At 45.0% G+C, this 15,299-nt stretch carries 16 protein-coding genes and 1 pseudogene; 7 read left to right on the forward strand and 10 right to left on the reverse strand.

Features of this window, described 5'->3' with window-relative positions; translation table 11 throughout:
• Positions 1-102: 102 nt before the first annotated feature.
• The 3 genes from QUA04_RS19330 to gyrA all read right to left on the reverse strand — a co-directional run bounded on the left by QUA04_RS19330 (position 103) and on the right by gyrA (position 4,725).
• A complete protein-coding gene (locus tag QUA04_RS19330) occupies positions 103-1,395 on the reverse strand; it encodes a ribonuclease D (RefSeq protein ID WP_333259361.1) in 1,293 nt (430 codons plus the stop codon).
• A gap of 219 nt (positions 1,396-1,614) precedes the next feature.
• A complete protein-coding gene (locus QUA04_RS19335; RefSeq protein ID WP_333259364.1) occupies positions 1,615-1,794 on the reverse strand; it encodes a hypothetical protein in 180 nt (59 codons plus the stop codon).
• A gap of 219 nt (positions 1,795-2,013) precedes the next feature.
• On the reverse strand, positions 2,014-4,725 hold the full coding sequence (gyrA, locus tag QUA04_RS19340) for a DNA gyrase subunit A (RefSeq protein ID WP_333259368.1): 2,712 nt from the start codon (positions 4,723-4,725) through the stop codon (positions 2,014-2,016).
• A gap of 389 nt (positions 4,726-5,114) precedes the next feature.
• Here gyrA and QUA04_RS19345 point away from each other — a divergent pair, with 389 nt between their 5' ends.
• A complete protein-coding gene (locus tag QUA04_RS19345) occupies positions 5,115-6,038 on the forward strand; it encodes a histone deacetylase (RefSeq protein ID WP_333259371.1) in 924 nt (307 codons plus the stop codon).
• Here QUA04_RS19345 and QUA04_RS19350 read toward each other — a convergent pair.
• Positions 6,035-6,196, reverse strand: a complete 162-nt coding sequence (locus tag QUA04_RS19350; RefSeq protein WP_333259374.1) for a hypothetical protein — start codon at positions 6,194-6,196, stop codon at positions 6,035-6,037. The two genes, QUA04_RS19345 and QUA04_RS19350, sit on opposite strands and share 4 nt — an antisense overlap.
• Positions 6,197-6,373: 177 nt before the next feature.
• On the opposite strand from QUA04_RS19350, the gene QUA04_RS19355 reads away from it, so the two are divergent.
• Positions 6,374-6,562 carry a hypothetical protein gene (locus tag QUA04_RS19355; protein WP_015175516.1) on the forward strand — a complete coding sequence of 63 codons (189 nt, stop codon included), beginning with the start codon at positions 6,374-6,376 and terminating at the stop codon, positions 6,560-6,562.
• A 599-nt stretch (positions 6,563-7,161) separates the two neighbouring features.
• Positions 7,162-8,184, forward strand: coding sequence for an ATP-binding cassette domain-containing protein (locus QUA04_RS19360; RefSeq protein ID WP_333259404.1), 1,023 nt, complete (start codon positions 7,162-7,164; stop codon positions 8,182-8,184).
• Positions 8,185-8,449: 265 nt separating this feature from the next.
• On the opposite strand, the pseudogene QUA04_RS19365 reads toward QUA04_RS19360, so the two are convergent.
• The 5 genes and pseudogenes from QUA04_RS19365 to QUA04_RS19385 form a co-directional block, all read right to left on the reverse strand.
• Positions 8,450-9,268, reverse strand: a pseudogene (locus QUA04_RS19365) (IS5 family transposase).
• A gap of 117 nt (positions 9,269-9,385) precedes the next feature.
• The gene (locus QUA04_RS19370) at positions 9,386-9,628 is read right to left on the reverse strand and encodes a hypothetical protein (protein WP_333259377.1); all 243 of its coding nucleotides are present in this window, start codon (positions 9,626-9,628) and stop codon (positions 9,386-9,388) included.
• 9 nt (positions 9,629-9,637) lie between these two features.
• Entirely contained in the window at positions 9,638-9,898 is a 261-nt protein-coding gene (locus tag QUA04_RS19375) for a hypothetical protein (protein WP_333259379.1), read from the reverse strand.
• A gap of 141 nt (positions 9,899-10,039) precedes the next feature.
• The gene (locus QUA04_RS19380; protein ID WP_333259382.1) at positions 10,040-10,342 is read right to left on the reverse strand and encodes a hypothetical protein; all 303 of its coding nucleotides are present in this window, start codon (positions 10,340-10,342) and stop codon (positions 10,040-10,042) included.
• A gap of 2 nt (positions 10,343-10,344) precedes the next feature.
• Positions 10,345-10,503, reverse strand: a complete 159-nt coding sequence (locus tag QUA04_RS19385) for a hypothetical protein (RefSeq protein WP_333259385.1) — start codon at positions 10,501-10,503, stop codon at positions 10,345-10,347.
• A gap of 108 nt (positions 10,504-10,611) precedes the next feature.
• Between QUA04_RS19385 and QUA04_RS19390 the strand changes: the two genes are divergently transcribed.
• Both QUA04_RS19390 and QUA04_RS19395 read left to right on the forward strand, forming a co-directional pair.
• The gene (locus tag QUA04_RS19390; RefSeq protein WP_333259388.1) at positions 10,612-10,947 is read left to right on the forward strand and encodes a hypothetical protein; all 336 of its coding nucleotides are present in this window, start codon (positions 10,612-10,614) and stop codon (positions 10,945-10,947) included.
• Positions 10,948-10,989: 42 nt separating this feature from the next.
• Complete coding sequence (locus QUA04_RS19395; protein ID WP_333259391.1) at positions 10,990-11,343, forward strand: DUF4864 domain-containing protein; 354 nt, start codon at positions 10,990-10,992, stop codon at positions 11,341-11,343.
• Positions 11,344-11,359: 16 nt separating this feature from the next.
• On the opposite strand, the gene QUA04_RS19400 is transcribed toward QUA04_RS19395, so the two are convergent.
• The gene (locus QUA04_RS19400; protein ID WP_333259393.1) at positions 11,360-12,055 is read right to left on the reverse strand and encodes a class I SAM-dependent methyltransferase; all 696 of its coding nucleotides are present in this window, start codon (positions 12,053-12,055) and stop codon (positions 11,360-11,362) included.
• A gap of 333 nt (positions 12,056-12,388) precedes the next feature.
• On the opposite strand from QUA04_RS19400, the gene QUA04_RS19405 reads away from it, so the two are divergent.
• Both QUA04_RS19405 and QUA04_RS19410 read left to right on the forward strand, forming a co-directional pair.
• Positions 12,389-14,239, forward strand: coding sequence for a polysaccharide biosynthesis/export family protein (locus QUA04_RS19405; protein WP_333259395.1), 1,851 nt, complete (start codon positions 12,389-12,391; stop codon positions 14,237-14,239).
• A 132-nt stretch (positions 14,240-14,371) separates the two neighbouring features.
• The gene (locus QUA04_RS19410; RefSeq protein ID WP_333259398.1) at positions 14,372-15,115 is read left to right on the forward strand and encodes an IS4 family transposase; all 744 of its coding nucleotides are present in this window, start codon (positions 14,372-14,374) and stop codon (positions 15,113-15,115) included.
• The last annotated feature ends 184 nt before the right edge of the window (positions 15,116-15,299 follow it).

The raw sequence follows: 15,299 nt of genomic DNA on the forward strand, positions 1-15,299 counted from the left end.
GCTTTGAGCATCGGCTTTACATTTTTGTTCCTAGACCTTTTTGTCACCCTCCCAGCCCCCAGAGAACACAGAAAAATGAGAGAAAATGTGATATTTTAGTAATTAAAACGGAATTTCTTCCTCTTCATCTTCCCCCGTCTTAGCCGTCATCCGCCAACTGGTAATATACTCAATTTGCACATCTATTTTGTTAATAGCTTCCCCTAACCGCTTTTGGATGTATTGAGTCAGCGTCACCATAAAATCTAACTCAACTCCCACAGATAGCGCAAGTTTTGCCAATCTAGCAAAATCTACCTTCAAAATCGAGGAACTGGATAACTTAAAATCGGGAGTATTTCTCTTATTTTGCACCAACATTGCTTTTTTAATGCGCTCTTTCAGATGCTCAACTTCTGAATCCAGCAACTTCCATTCAGGCAAAATTTCTTTGTACCTTTCCCCCAATGCTGTTAAATCCTCACTCTCCGGTTCCGGGGCAATTTTCTTAGTAGATTTTCGCCGCTGCTGTAGGTTGGAATTCAACCGCCAACTAGCAATCTCCTCAACTTCCAAAGATGGATCGGCGATGAGTTCGCCTAACTGTTTTTGAATTTCTTTCGTCAGCGTTACCGGAAAATTTAACTCAATTCCCTCAGTTTGCGTCAGTCTGGCCAGGGTGAGAAAATCTACTTTCATCGTTATCGAACTGGAAAGCTCAAAATAAGAACTGTCTTTGAGCTTTTGGGCTAGCATCCCTGCTTTAATGCGTTCTTTCACTTCAGCGATTTCTGAATCTAGCGGCTTCCACTGAGATTCTATTTCCTGATATTTTTCGCCCAATGCTGTCAAGTTTTCCGTTGCGGGTTCGGGGTAACATTGGGCAAGGATTTCTAGCAGGCGGCGATGCACTCCAGCTAAATAAACCGCGTCCATCTTGGCATATTCTAGCTGGTTCTGGGTCAGGGGACGCTTTGCCCAATTGCCACCCTGTTCTGTTTTATCTACATAAGCAATGCCGCAAAGTGTTTCTATTAAAGTTTTGAGTTGTCGATTAGGTAAGGGCAGAATGTAAGCTGGAATCTTTCTCGCCATTTTTAATGTGCAAGTGACATTTTGAGCGTCGTCATTGCCTAGAAATCGGATGTCATAGCTGGCGTTGTGTAATACTTTTTCAATATTTGGATTTACCATGATTTGGTTGATGAAATCTTTAGCCAATTCAGGTTGATCCAAGACATCTAGTAGAAAAGTGGCATCTCCCGTCGAATCTGTGGAGTCAGCTAACACCTGAATCAGAGATAATCTGGGGTTGGATTTATACTCAGCGATTTCTGTATCCACCCACAGGATTTTAGCTTGGGAAAATTTAGCTATGAGTGCTTTGATGTCGTTTGCTGCTGTTAAATAAGGCATTTTTACCGACTTTTGCTATTAACTTTTTGATGCTCTTATGCTATAGCAATTATCGACTCGATTGTCAACGATTCAAGCGCCGGACATGGCTGAGCCTTAGTCTTGGACACACGCAGACCTCAGAAACCCGGTTTCTTCCTATATTTCTCGTTCCTGTTCACAAAACTCGTAGAAACCGGGTTTTTATCCTCCAGTTAAAAAAGAATGCAGTCGATCGCACTATTGAGGATTCCCGCGAACTTCCTCTAAAAACCAGTTGCCTACTTCTTTATTGTCCGTCTGGCGACTGCGGCGCAAACTTTCCTCTAATAAAGCAACTTTTAGCCCCGGCAAAACTAGAGATTCCGTCAGCCGTTGGCTTCCCCGGTTAGCAATGATTTTGAAAGCAATAACTTGCACTTTTTGTACGTCTACTACCCAATATTCAGAGACTCCTAATTACTCGTACCAAGGCTCTGCCTGAGTACGCAGATCAGGAGGCTCTGCCTCCAATTTTCCTGGTCACAAGTGCAAAAAATCTTTGACTTTTGAGGGAAAACTTCTGAGTAGGGGCGATCGCATTTGTACCATTCAGCAGTAAGGTACGCAGCGCGCACCTTACAAACTATTAACCTATGATTATTCTGCCACTTCCTCAGATTCCGATTCTTCGGCCGATTCTTCACCAGCAGGCGGCACTAAAGCCACAGCTACGATCGAATCATCCTCATCTAACCGCTGCACCCGCACACCCGTTGCTGTGCGCGATTGAGTAGAAATTGCACTCACAGCCTGACGGATAATAATACCTCGGTTGGTAATGATCATCAACTCGTCATCTTCGTTGACAATTCGCAGCGCAGCTACCTGATCCTTACCCTTTTTAGATTTGAATTTAGTAGCCGTCAATCCCTTGCCAGCACGTCTTTGGAGGCGGAATTGAGAAACTGGAACCCGCTTGCCGTAGCCATTGGTGGTGATTACCAACACAGAAGGAACTTCGCTGCTAACTGCCGAAATTTCTTCGACCTCTTCGCCTTCAATTTCCTCGGCTTGCAGTTCTAATTCTTCATCTTCCACTTCCGACTCTTCTGTTCCCAATTCAGCAATTTCTGCTCCTTCAAATTCCGACTCTTCAGTTTCTAATAGAGCAATTTCTGCTCCCTCAAATTCCGACTCTTCAGTTTCCAATTCAGCAATTTCGGCAACAATTGAACTGGGCAAAATGTCCATGCTAATCAACTCATCGCCCGATCGCAATTTCATTGATTTTACACCCCGCGTCGCGCGGCCGACTGGGCGCAACTGTTCGTGATTAGTGCGGAAATGAATTGCCATGCCTTGGCGCGTACCGATGATAATGCTGTCACCCACTTTTGCTCTCCGTACCCAGCGCAGTTGGTCGCCTTCTTCTAGAGAAATCGCGATTAATCCATTAGTGCGGATGTTGCCAAAAGCCGAAAGTGCGGTTTTCTTAATGTAGCCACCGCGAGTCAGCATGACTAAGTATTCTTCGCTGGTGAATTCTGTGACTGACACCATAGAAGTGATTTTTTCTTCTATAGGAATCGGCAGCAGTTGCACCACGGGAGTCCCGCGGGCCGTCCGGGAACAGACGGGAATTTGATAAGCTTTGACAGAGTAAACTACGCCCCTGTCACTGAAGAACAAAACGCTGTCATGATCGCAGCAGGAAAGAAAATGTTCTACTCCGTCGTCTTCTTTCATTTTCGCGCCTGCTTTGCCGCGAGTAGCGCGACTTTGTGCCTCGAAAGTGCTGACAGGCATCCGCTTGATGTAGCCTTGCTCTGTAATCAGAATAATTGCTTGTTCGTTGGCAATTAAATCTCTTTCATCTATTTCTCCTTCGGCGTGTTCGATGACACTGCGTCTAGGAGTGGCGATTTTGGTTTGGATTTCGACTGCTTCAAATTCGGCGATTTCTAAGATGCGTTCCCGGCGCGCTAAGATATCTTCCAAATCGGCTATTTTAGCTCGCAATTCTTCGTGTTCTTGCTGAATTTTTTGCGCTTCTAATGCTGTCAAACGCCGGAGCTGCATTTGCAGAATTGCGTCGGATTGCTGTTCCGAAAGACCGTAATTATCCATCAATTCCTGTTTGGCTGCTGCGGAGTCGGCAGCGGCGCGAATTAGGTGAATAATTGCATCTAAGTTGTCTAGGGCAATTAATAAGCCTTGCAGAAGGTGGTCGCGTTCTTCTGCTTTGCGGAGCTCATATTGAGTCCGGCGAGTAATTGTCTCAATGCGGAAATCTAGGAAGACATTGAGGAATTGGGAGAGCGTAAGTAGTTGGGGTTCCCCGTTTACTAGCGCTAACATATTGGCTCCAAAGTTGGCTTGGAGGGGTGTTTGTTTATAGAGGTTGTTGAGGACGACGCGGGGATAGGCGTCGCGCTTGAGTTCGATCACGATCCGCATTCCGTCTCTATCGCTTTCGTCGCGAATGTCGGAAATTCCATCTAATCTTTTGTCGTTGACAAGTTCGGCAATTTTCTCAATTAGGGCTGCCTTGTTTGTTTGGTAAGGCAATTCGGTGATAATAATTGCTTCCTTGTCGGGGCGGCCCGGATGTTCAATGGTTTCAATGCCGGCGACTCCGCGCATTGTAATCGAACCGCGCCCGGTGGTGTAAGCATCGCGAATGCCGCTTCTACCCAGAATTTGCCCTCCGGTGGGAAAGTCCGGGCCGGGGATGTACTGCATCAATTCCAGGTCGGTAATTCCTGGATTGTGGATTAGTGCTACTAAACCGTCAATTATTTCGCCTAAATTGTGCGGCGGAATGTTGGTTGCCATCCCTACAGCAATCCCGGAGGAACCGTTGAGCAAAATTTGGGGAATGCGTGCCGGGAGTACGAGGGGTTCTTGCTGGGAACCGTCGAAGTTGTCGCCGAAATCAACTGTTTCGGAGTCGATGTCGCGCAGCATGGAGTCGCTAGTGAGAGCTGTCAGGCGACACTCGGTGTAACGCATCGCAGCGGGCGGGTCGTTGTCAACGGAGCCGAAGTTGCCGTGGCCGTTGATCAGGCGTTCCCGCATGGAGAAATCCTGAGCCATCCGCACCAGGGCGTCGTAAACCGCTGTATCTCCGTGCGGGTGATACTTGCCCAGCACCTCCCCCACGACGCGGGCGCATTTGCGGAAAGGTCTATCGGGAGTCAAGCCCAATTCGTTCATGGCGTAGAGAATGCGTCGGTGAACGGGCTTGAGACCGTCCCTGGCATCTGGTAGCGCCCGACCGACAATTACGCTCATGGCGTATTCCAAGTACGATCGGGACATCTCATTACCCAGATCCGTCGGGATTATCCGCGACTCAGAGGTGCTCATAGGTTGAAAAACTCCGTTAAAAATTTAAATTTGACGGCTATAAATCTCAAAAATGCGATAAAATCGGTTTGGATTCAGTAGAGCTGCCAAATACTGCAAATTACTCCTGAAATTATATCACAATTTGCCTTTGAATTTATGGGAAAGTTGCCAGAAAAATTAAGGGACGAAACAAGGACAATTGATAATTTGTCAGTTGGTTATTTTGTCAGCAGTTGGGAAAAGCTAGAAAGTTTTTTTTAGACGGTCTGGTTTCATGCTTTCGTGAGTTTTTTTGACGGCCATATAAGAAATTAAAATGGTTACTCGATGGAAATTTTAATTTCACAAAAGCGAAGGCCTTCTTAAAGCCAACTAAAAATCTAAAATCTAAAATCTAAAATCAGCCGATGCTACCCGTCATCTACTCCGAAGATTTCTTGCTGCACAAGACTGGAATGCTTCACCCAGAGCGACCAGAACGTTTAACGGCGATTGTCAACGCTCTGAAAGCTGCTCCTTGGGCGGCTCAAATTGAGTGGCAACTGCCCACCCCAGTGGCGCAGCGCGAACAACAACTGTTCTCGGCTATCAAAAAAGTTCACTCGCAAAGATACATCAAAGAAGTCGAACATTTGGCTCATCGGGGAGGCGGCTACCTCGACGGTGATACCCCGATTTCTGCTGAAAGTTACGACGTAGCGCTGCTAGCGGCGAGTGCTTGGCTCGATGGGGTCGATCGAGTGGTGGCTGCGGGGGAACCGGCTTTTGTGCTGGCCAGGCCGCCGGGACACCACGCCGAAAACGCCCGCGCGATGGGTTTTTGCTTGTTTTCCAATGCTGCGATCGCCGCTCACTACGCCCTGGAACAGCCCGGAATCAACCGCGTCGCTATCCTAGACTGGGACGTGCACCACGGCAACGGCACTCAATCTTTGGTGGAAAACTGCCGGCAAATTGCCTACTGTTCCCTGCATCAATCTCCGTGCTATCCGGGAACTGGAGATGCGGAGGAACGAGGCCTCTACGACAACGTGCTGAACATTCCCCTGTATCCAGGTGGCGGCATAGCTGAATACTTGAGCGCCTTTGAATCTCTTGTCGTGCCTTTTTTGTCCAAATTTGAACCGGATTTGTTGATTGTCAGCGCTGGTTATGACGCTACTGCGTCCGATCCGCTGGCGAGTATGACTCTGATGCCGTCCGATTTCGGTACTTTCACCGGATACTGCCTGCAACTCACCCGTCGCATCGCCTTTGGTTTGGAGGGGGGTTACGCGCTGAAAGAGTTGGCAGAGTCGGTTGTGGCGACTATTGACCGATGCCTCAATTAGCTGGAAAATTGGCATAGGGAAAAATAAGGTTGAGAAGCCATGAGGATGAGATGGAGAGTTGTTGAGGGCGATCGCGCTTGATGGTCTTTTTCCCTCGGACTTCTGACTTCTTCCCTCTGAACTTCTGACTTCTTCCTTCTGGCTTTAGTGACAAGCATCACAAATTTAAGAGATCCAAGTCACTGGCAATCAAAGTCTCGGTCACAGATTTTTAGCCGAAAAATCACACCGTGTCAATGTTTTCGATCGCCTTTGAAGTCGCTCCCAGAGTGCATAATACAAAGACAACAAGCCTGTTAAAATTTTATCTGTCTCAATCAACTAGGAGGTTTATCATGTCAGTATCCCAAATGACACTCGAGGAGTTATTTGGTCAGGTCATGTTCTCCAGCGTCGTGACTCGCCACGACCGGAGACAGCTCAGATCTGCACTCTTAGAAAGAACACTGAATGAAGATGAGTATGCCATCATCAACCGACTGCTGTACAACGTTCGCCGCGGTTGGGTAAAAATTGTCGATTAAAGAGGTGGCAGCCACTCCCTTTAGGGGAGTTAATACCATTTTCGATTTTCGATTTTCGATTAAAGAATTGGTAATTACTGATAACTATCGGGGTTGAGATCACGGGCATACAGTTACATTTTTTGGGGAAATGGTTAAAAGGAGAACTTGCCAGTTGGGGAAGTTTTTTGTGTTTAATACTTGGCTCGAAAGTGTGATGTGTTTGACCAGTGTGTTAATTATCAAAATCTCGCTACACATCAGCCTATAGGTAGAGATAATTATAAAATTACAGGTTTCGGGTGCATCTCTACTTGTTGAAAAATTGTGAGTTTTGAGTTGTTAACTGAAAAGTTATAATTAACTCAAAACTCATAATTTTTTGGAGTTGAAATGGGAGATGGGATAGTGGGAAAACTGATGAATATCAGGGTTGAGAAGCGCTATAAAGTTAATATTTTTTAAACTGATTATTAAGAATCAAAACTATAAGCAGTTTCCGGTTGAGGAGGAGTGTGCGATCGTTACAGGCACACCGAGTCGTGTTGGTCGATCGACCATTCCGGCAATTTGAGCTCAGAAGTGTCAAAATATTAACAACCAGTTCATCCCCAAAATATATGGCTCCCGCCGTTTTAATTGAAAATCTTCAGAAACGCTACGGCACTGTAGAAGCCGTTCAAGATGTTTCCTTCAAGGTAGAACCGGGGGAAATATTTGGTTTGCTAGGCCCCAACGGTGCAGGCAAAACCACAACCCTGCGGGTACTTTGTACTTTGAGTGCCCCGGATAGCGGACGCATTGAAGTGTCTGGCATTTCTGCTGTCAGCCAGCCGAGAATTGCCAGACAAAGACTCGGCTATGTCGCCCAAGAAGTGGCTCTCGATAAGGTGCTGACGGGGCGGGAACTGCTGCAACTGCAAGCAGCGCTTTACCATTTGCCGCGCCATACGATTAAAGGGCGGATTGACGAAATGGTGAAACTCCTTGGTTTGGAGGAGTGGGAAAATAAAAAGACGGGTACTTATTCCGGCGGTATCCGCAAACGCCTCGACTTAGCTGCTGGGTTGCTTCACCAGCCGGATGTTTTGGTGTTAGACGAACCGACTGTCGGGCTCGATATTGAAAGCCGGGTGGTAGTGTGGGATTTCCTGCGCCGCTTGCGGGAGGAAGGTACGACGGTTTTGATTACCAGCCATTATCTCGAAGAAGTTGACGCTTTGGCCGATCGCGTGGCGATTATTGACAAGGGTACAGTGATTGCTGAGGGGACGCCGGAAGAGTTGAAAAATCGGGTTGGGGGCGATCGGGTGACTCTGCGGATTCGGGAGTTTTCGCCGATGGAAGAAGCCGAAAAAGCTAAAACTCTGATGCAATCTTTGCCTTTTGTGCAGGAAGTAATTGTCAACACGGCTCAAGGAAATTCTCTCAATTTAGTAGTAACACCGCAAAGCGATGCGCTGGTGACTATTCAGCAAGCTTTGAAAGATGCGGGACTTCCTACTTTTGGGATTGCTCAATCTCGGCCGAGTTTGGATGATGTGTATTTGGCTGCGACTGGTAAGACGCTGTTGGATGCGGAGTTGGCTGCTGCTAGCAACCGCGATTTGAAGGCGGAGCAAAAACAGGCGATGCGATCGTAGTTTAGTTTAATAGGAAGCTCCGCGCGTGGGGTCAGAAACCCAGTTTCTTGACAGATTTCTGGTCGCCCAACCAGATTTTCCTGAGAAACCGGGTTTCTTTGGCCTTAGTCCTATTTAAGTTAATGCGGGCGATTCTCTTTGGGGATAGCTCTGCTTCACACACTTTTTGATTTAAGGAAGGGGCGATCGTTTTTTTAGCTACAATAGACCTCGTGCAAAAAAAATCTAGGTTAGAATTAAAGGTTTTGAATTTTCGACCTGAGAGCTACTCATAATTGTAAAGTGCTGACAACAAATTACAACGGAGACCATAACGGCGGCGACGATTTCGATAACGACTTGACAAAATTTTGAAAACTTTTATACTCCTATTAACATGTTCAATCACTATTGGCTCCTGAGCTAAAGCTCGATTGTAGTCTTTTTCTAAAAGAGAAAGATTCCCATTTTTAGGTTTCTTTTTAGGAGTCCAGCTATTAAAGTGATAATCTTTTCTCCCTTGATAGCCACTATCTTGTAAACTATCGGTTGAGGGATGGAAATGAACATGGCTTTTTTTAAACAAGCTGAAATCGTGGCAATGCCCCGATCCAAAATTTAGGGAAATAATCTGTTTACTTTCTTCATTAATGACCACTTGCATTTTTAAGCTGTGGTGTTTTTTGTTTACTGAACAGTATTTTTTCTGTTTTTTTTCGTTCGATAGCTGTTTCTGTGATATCCATTACCACAACTTTGCTGACGCCCAAAACCTTTGAACAATGATTTTTTGCCAAGAATAACAAACTTTTCCGTTTTCATTAAAGTTGATTTAATCTTAGTTACAATTCGGCAAATCGTTGATTCGGATACTCCCCAATTTGTCCCTATATAAAAATAGGTTCGATATTCTAGCCAATATTCCAAGGCCACTAAAACTTGTTCTTCAAGAGTTAAGGCGCTTCGGCCTCCTCGTTTATCTTGAGAATTTTCATTCCCGGAATTGTTCTCAAGTGTTAACCATTTCTTTAAACCTTTGAATCGGGACACCAAATCTGCGTTTAAATTGCTCGGCTTTCAAATTTTGATAAAATCGATTGTTCATGATTGATTTATTGTGTAACTACAAAACACCTTGTTAGCATTTTATGCTGTTTTTAGCATCATGTCCTTAAAATTAGCTAAACCTGCAATTTCCTCGACTTAAGCCAAACGTTTTATTCTAGCATATTTTTGTTGGCAATAGGTCTACTCCAGCAGGAACTACTTTATTTCTCTCTTTTTCAGTTATATATTCTTCTAAACATCTCAATTCTTCATATCTTACTAGCTGGAAGTTAGTAATATTTATTTTATATATTTGCCAAGCATTATGAACATCACGTTCTCTTAATTTTTCAAAAATATTACGTTTTTTATATTCATCATACCGTTTGTATAACTGAGGATTTAAAATAGCGATCATTTTCATCTTCTAATATAAGATAGATTTTTTAGTAGATGCAATTTTTCTTCCAACTCCACTTGTAACATAACCCTCGATCAATGCCTTATCATTCCAATCTGTCCAGACTCTTGCTATTGAAATAGTTTTACTTGTCAGACCTTTTAAAGGTAGCCATAAAAATAAGATGAGATTTCCTTTACTGTCAGAACATAAATCTGCATATAATTTACTGGTCTTACTGTTGCCATTTCCGTACTTAATACTGCCACTAGCAGTAATTTTTTCCATTCGTCGAGCGAAGCTGAGAATTTTATGCCTGATTTTCAATATGTCTTTCTGTTCACTAAGCTCGCACTGGCTTAATAGTTTTATAAGTGCTTTAGGTGGACTCGGTATATTGTCCGTAATTTCTATTGGGTGATATGTAATTTATACGTGTGAAATCCGTTCATTATCTATATCTTTCAGTTGTAAATTTAAGTTTGCCTCAGAAAGAACGCTCGCCAATTGCAAAAACTGAAACAATAGCCCGTGATACTTCCTATTTGTAAAATTATCTCTGTGAAATTTTGGCGTAATTGCTATTAAGCGAACGGGTTGAGCGTAATCCACGCGATCGGCAAAAGGTTTGTGTTCCAACAAAGCATCGCAATAACGGGTTAACTGTTGAACGACGTATCTATCTTCCCCGTTTTTCAACTCCAGCACAACTAACCGTTTATTCTCGTCCACCGCTATAATATCGCCTCTTTGCTCTTGACAGTGAATTGCCGCTTGATGACTGTTAAACCGAGCCAACTTTGCAAGTGAACTTCGACAAAATTCTCTAAGGCTTCTTCATTTGCAAATTCCCACCCAGACTCTGTTTTTCTCAATGCGGCGCCGCTTAGCATTTTGACAATTCTTAAAGTCTTTAACCAATTTTACCGCAACTGTGCGTTATAGTGTCCACAACTCTTTGACACTGCGCTAAAATTACATCAGTCACTCTCTATTGTCCAATGGCTCAATCTATAAAGCAACTCCACGCCCAAATTCAAGCCATGCCCAGCGATTCGGTTAAGGCGATCGTGCTTTCATGGCTGAATCAGTCCAACGGTAATCTCAGCGACTTTGAACGCCTAATCGCAGAAATTGGCGAGGAAACGGAGGGATATCAGTGGGGAGAAATTGACACAGCAAATGAGTTTCAACCCCTCAGCGAAGAAGAAAGGATCGCCAAGAGTCTGGCAGCCTTGCAAGATTACCAGACAAACAAGACGGGCATTGGACACGATCGGGTTAAGCAATGGGCAGATAGTCTAGGGATCGATCGTGAATTGCCATGCCCTCAGTAATTTGGCCGCGCCCAGCCCTAAGAGCATTTTCTTATCAAAATTATGCAAATTACTGATAGCGATCGCACTACCATTCGCTCAGTCATAGAACAGCAACTGCAAGCATTTCAAAAAGACGATGCTGCGCTCGCTTTTTCCTTCGCCAGTCCCGGAATTCAGCAGCAGTTTCGCACAGCAGAAAACTTTATGCACATGGTAAAAATTGCCTATGAAGCTGTCTACCGTCCGCGCTCGGTATTATTTGAAAACCTCGGCACTGTAGAAGGGATTCCCGCTCAGCCGGTGCTGTTGCTGGACTCGGAAGGCATCCCAATCCGAGCCATTTATCTCCTGGAAAAACAGTTTGATAAGAGTTGGCGAATTAATGGTTGTTATTTGGTTTCTCTAACAGCATAATAAGTTAGGCTTACTTTTATGCTGAGCTTTTTTTGCTAACTCGCAGCATCTTATTACCGCCTTTTTGAAACTCGTAGGGAGCCTCTTGAATTTCTACACTAAAACTTCTCTTTTTCAATTCTGTGACGATCGGATTTAAGTGTTCGGATTCCTCCCCGCTAAAACTCTGCAATAGAGGGAATACCCGGACTTCCTTTGCAACCCGACACATTTCTGTAATTGCTTCCAGATGAAATTCTTCGGAAAGCAGGTGAGAATAAGCAAATAAGAAATGGCTGCACAAAGCTAAATCAAACTGACCGTTCTCGAAAGGCAAAACTGGCAGCTCAGCATTCAGGTAGCGGCCTTGCTGCAAGCCTGATGGAAAATCTTCTAAAAATTCCTGCATCGCCTTCATTCGCACTTCGCCTAGCTGGTAGGGCGATTCAAAATTATTCCACAGGTAGCCATCTAAATTGGCTTTAACACCGTCAAGCACAGTTTGATATGTTTCTTGGATGCGATCGCCAATTTCCACCGCAGTAAACTGATAAACTGGATCGCAAGAGATTACCTTTTTACCTTGGCGAGTCATTTCGGCATTGAAACTCGCCGGGCCGCCCGCACAATCCAGAATTGCTAGCTTGAGGTCACTTGATGTCAAGCTAAACATTCCTATGTATTCATCCAAGCAGCGTCCCCAGGGAATTACTTTATCCAATTTTAGTGACACTTGTCTTTGTCCCGCAGATAGAATTATCTAATATTTTACCTCAAATCAGGGTGGTTTTTTCCTATATCCTTTCTGTGGCGGGTTGATTTGTATCCCGAGTTATGTATGAAGAATTTTGCTCAAACGAGATCCTAATCCTGAGAACAGTTGGCGGGCTTTACAATTTCTTTACAAACAAGGGGCAAAATAGTTAAGTGCGATCGCACAATTTTTATGATTCCACCTCTGGATTTTGCAGCGAAGCGAGGCTACACTGGACAGCAGGGAAAATAAACTAAAATCCACTAGCTAAATTGCTATTGTTCAATGGCAGGCTGCAACCAGGGAAGAAAGATGAAACATACCATTCAAACCGCTACAAGTCTGAGTTTGTCAGCACTCCTGGTGCTAAGCAGTTCGCTGTCCAGTATAGCTCAGTTGCCTGCCATCAGAAATCCTGCGCCCGCTAGGAACCCAAACCAACCGAGAGTACCGCCGCCACCACCTCCGGGTTCGAGTTTGCCGCCGATAGGCAATTCTGGTTCGCTGACACAAGAAGCAGCTTATACTTTAGGATCGGGCGATCGCATTGCTTTAGAGATCTTCGGCGTCCCTGAATTCAGCAGAGAATATCAAGTGTTAGTTGACGGAACGCTCAATTTGCCAATCATTCGCAGCGTCTCAATTCAAGGGTTGACGCTGCAAGAAGCGGCTAACGTGATTACCAAGCGATACGAACCCTTCATCAATGTTCCCGTTGTTACCGTGACTCTGGTCGCCGCTCGCCCCCTAAATATAGGTCTTGCCGGTGAAGTTACTCGCCCGGGTTCCTACAAAATTAATCCCACTAGAGAAGGAACCGGAGGAGGAGTAAAATTCCCGACTTTGATGGAAATGCTGCAACTTGCAAAAGGGGTGACATCAGCAGGAGATATGCGAAATGTCCAAATTCGCCGTCCCCGCAGAGGCGGTCCGGAGCAAGTGATTACTGTTGATTTGCAGGAGTTTTTAGAGACGGGAAATTTGCGTCAAGACGTTACCATTCGAGATGGAGATACAATTTTTGTACCGACAGCAAGTGCCCTTAATACTGAAGAAGTCCGTCAAAGAGCCAGTGCTAATTTTTCCGCTGATATTACTAAACCAATTGGCGTGGTAATTGTCGGGGAAGTGAACCGGCCGGGGCCTTATACTGTATTTGCTTCGGATGTGCGATCGACCAACCAACAAACAGAGTTGAGTTTTGTATCTATCGACCAACAGCAAGGAGCAGTTGTGGGCTTACCAACAATAACTAGAGCACTGAAGATTGCTGGTGGTATCACTACAGAAGCTGACATTCGCCGCGTGCAAATCCGCCGCCGAGTCAGAGGTGGCAATGAACAAACTATCATGGTAAATCTGTGGGATTTGCTGCAAAAAGGCGACTCAACTCAAGATATTTTGCTGCAAGAAGGAGATAGCGTAATTATCCCGACAGCAGCTACTGTAGACTTAGCTGAAGTTTCTCAAGTCGCAAATAGCAGTTTTTCTCCGAACGCGATTAGCATCAATATTGTAGGAGAAGTAATTAGGCCTGGGGCTTTGCAGGTGCGGCCTAGTACATCCTTGCACCAAGCTTTACTGACGGCAGGCAGTTTCAATCAATTGCGGGCTAAAAAAGACAAGGTAGAACTATTGCGATTGAACCCCAACGGTACTGTTTCTCGCCGCACGATCGAGGTGGATTTTGCTCAAGGCTTGAATCCTAATAATAACCCAACTCTCCGCAACAACGATGTGATTTTGGTAGCGCGATCGGGCTATGCTAGGGTAGCAGACAATATCAACAGTTTCTTGCAGCCAATAACAGGAGTTGCAACTGGGATCAGCACTGTTAGCGGCGTTCTTACTGGGTTTCAAACAACTATCAACGCTTTTCAAAACTTATTTTTGGGAGGCGATTTCGAGCGGCGAAATCAGCTCAGACAGCTTCGCGAACAACGTCAAGACAGACAAGAGCAACGTGAAGACAGACAGCTAGAAAGAGAGATACAACGTGAAGATAGATTGCAGCAAGCAGAAGACAGAAGACTGCAACTTGAAGACAGACAGCGACAAATCGATCTGCAAAATCGGCAACTTGAGATTCAGCAGCAGCAAATTCAGCTCCAAAATCAGCAGCCGCAGCAAATTCAGCCACAAACTACGACAACTACTCCTTGATATCTAGTCAGGTAAAATAACCATTATAAGTTTGTAGTGAGGACTAAAGTCCAATGGCACTGAAAAAGTGAACCCAAAAAAATCTGTAAGGCAATCTATATATAGATCATTGCCTTACAAACACAAAAATCTATGTCTATTATCTCACATCGTGCGTCTATTCTCAAGCAACAATTTTTACAGAGTGTGGCCTTACCCTGGAAGGAGCTTCTACCAGACTTTAAAGTGCAAGAGCTTCTCGCTAACGAGAATGTGAGGTATTACAGCAGCGTCTATACACCGATAGTGACGTTATGGGCAATGGTATCCCAGGTACTCTCTCCAGATAAAAGTCTCAGTCAAGCGGTGAAGCGTATGGGTATCTGGCTGAGTGCAGCCGGAGTCAAAGCTCCTTCTTCGGACACAGGGGCTTACAGTAAAGCTCGTCAACGACTACCGGAAAGACTCGTCCAACAGTTAGTACCGTTCGTGGCCCACGAGCTAGAAAAACAAGTTCCGATAGAACAACAATGGTGTGGACGACGGGTGCGGGTACTAGACGGGACAACCGTGTTGATGAGTGATACTACTGCAAATCAAGCCGAGTATCCGCAACACAGCAATCAAAAACCAGGGTGTGGATTTCCGATAGCGAAAATGGTGGTCTTGTTTTCATTACTCACAGGTGCAGTGGTATTTGCTGGAATAGATTCGTTGGCGACAAGTGAAATTGTGATGAGTCGTCTGCTTTATGCAAATTTACTACCAGACGATGTAATATTAGCGGATCGAGCTTATGGCAATTATCTAGGGTTTGCTGAATATATCGATCGCGTGTTACTTAGCCTGGGTTACGCGATCGCGCGCTCGAGAGTAAAGTGCAAGATAAACAGGTAGAATAGGTCAAAAGCCGTGCATCACAACCTGCGAACGTGTACAGAAAAGCTGAGTTTGCTCCCCTCCCACCCTTAGACTTTGAACTAGCCAATGGCTCTAAATTGTCACAGGGTAAGCGCATCTCAAACGCTATTGACAAGGGAATTTAGAGGCATCATCATGTTGGGTGGGATAAACAAGCAGC

The sequence above is a fragment of the Microcoleus sp. S13_C5 genome (assembly GCF_036700845.1).
GTDB lineage: Bacteria > Cyanobacteriota > Cyanobacteriia > Cyanobacteriales > Microcoleaceae > Microcoleus.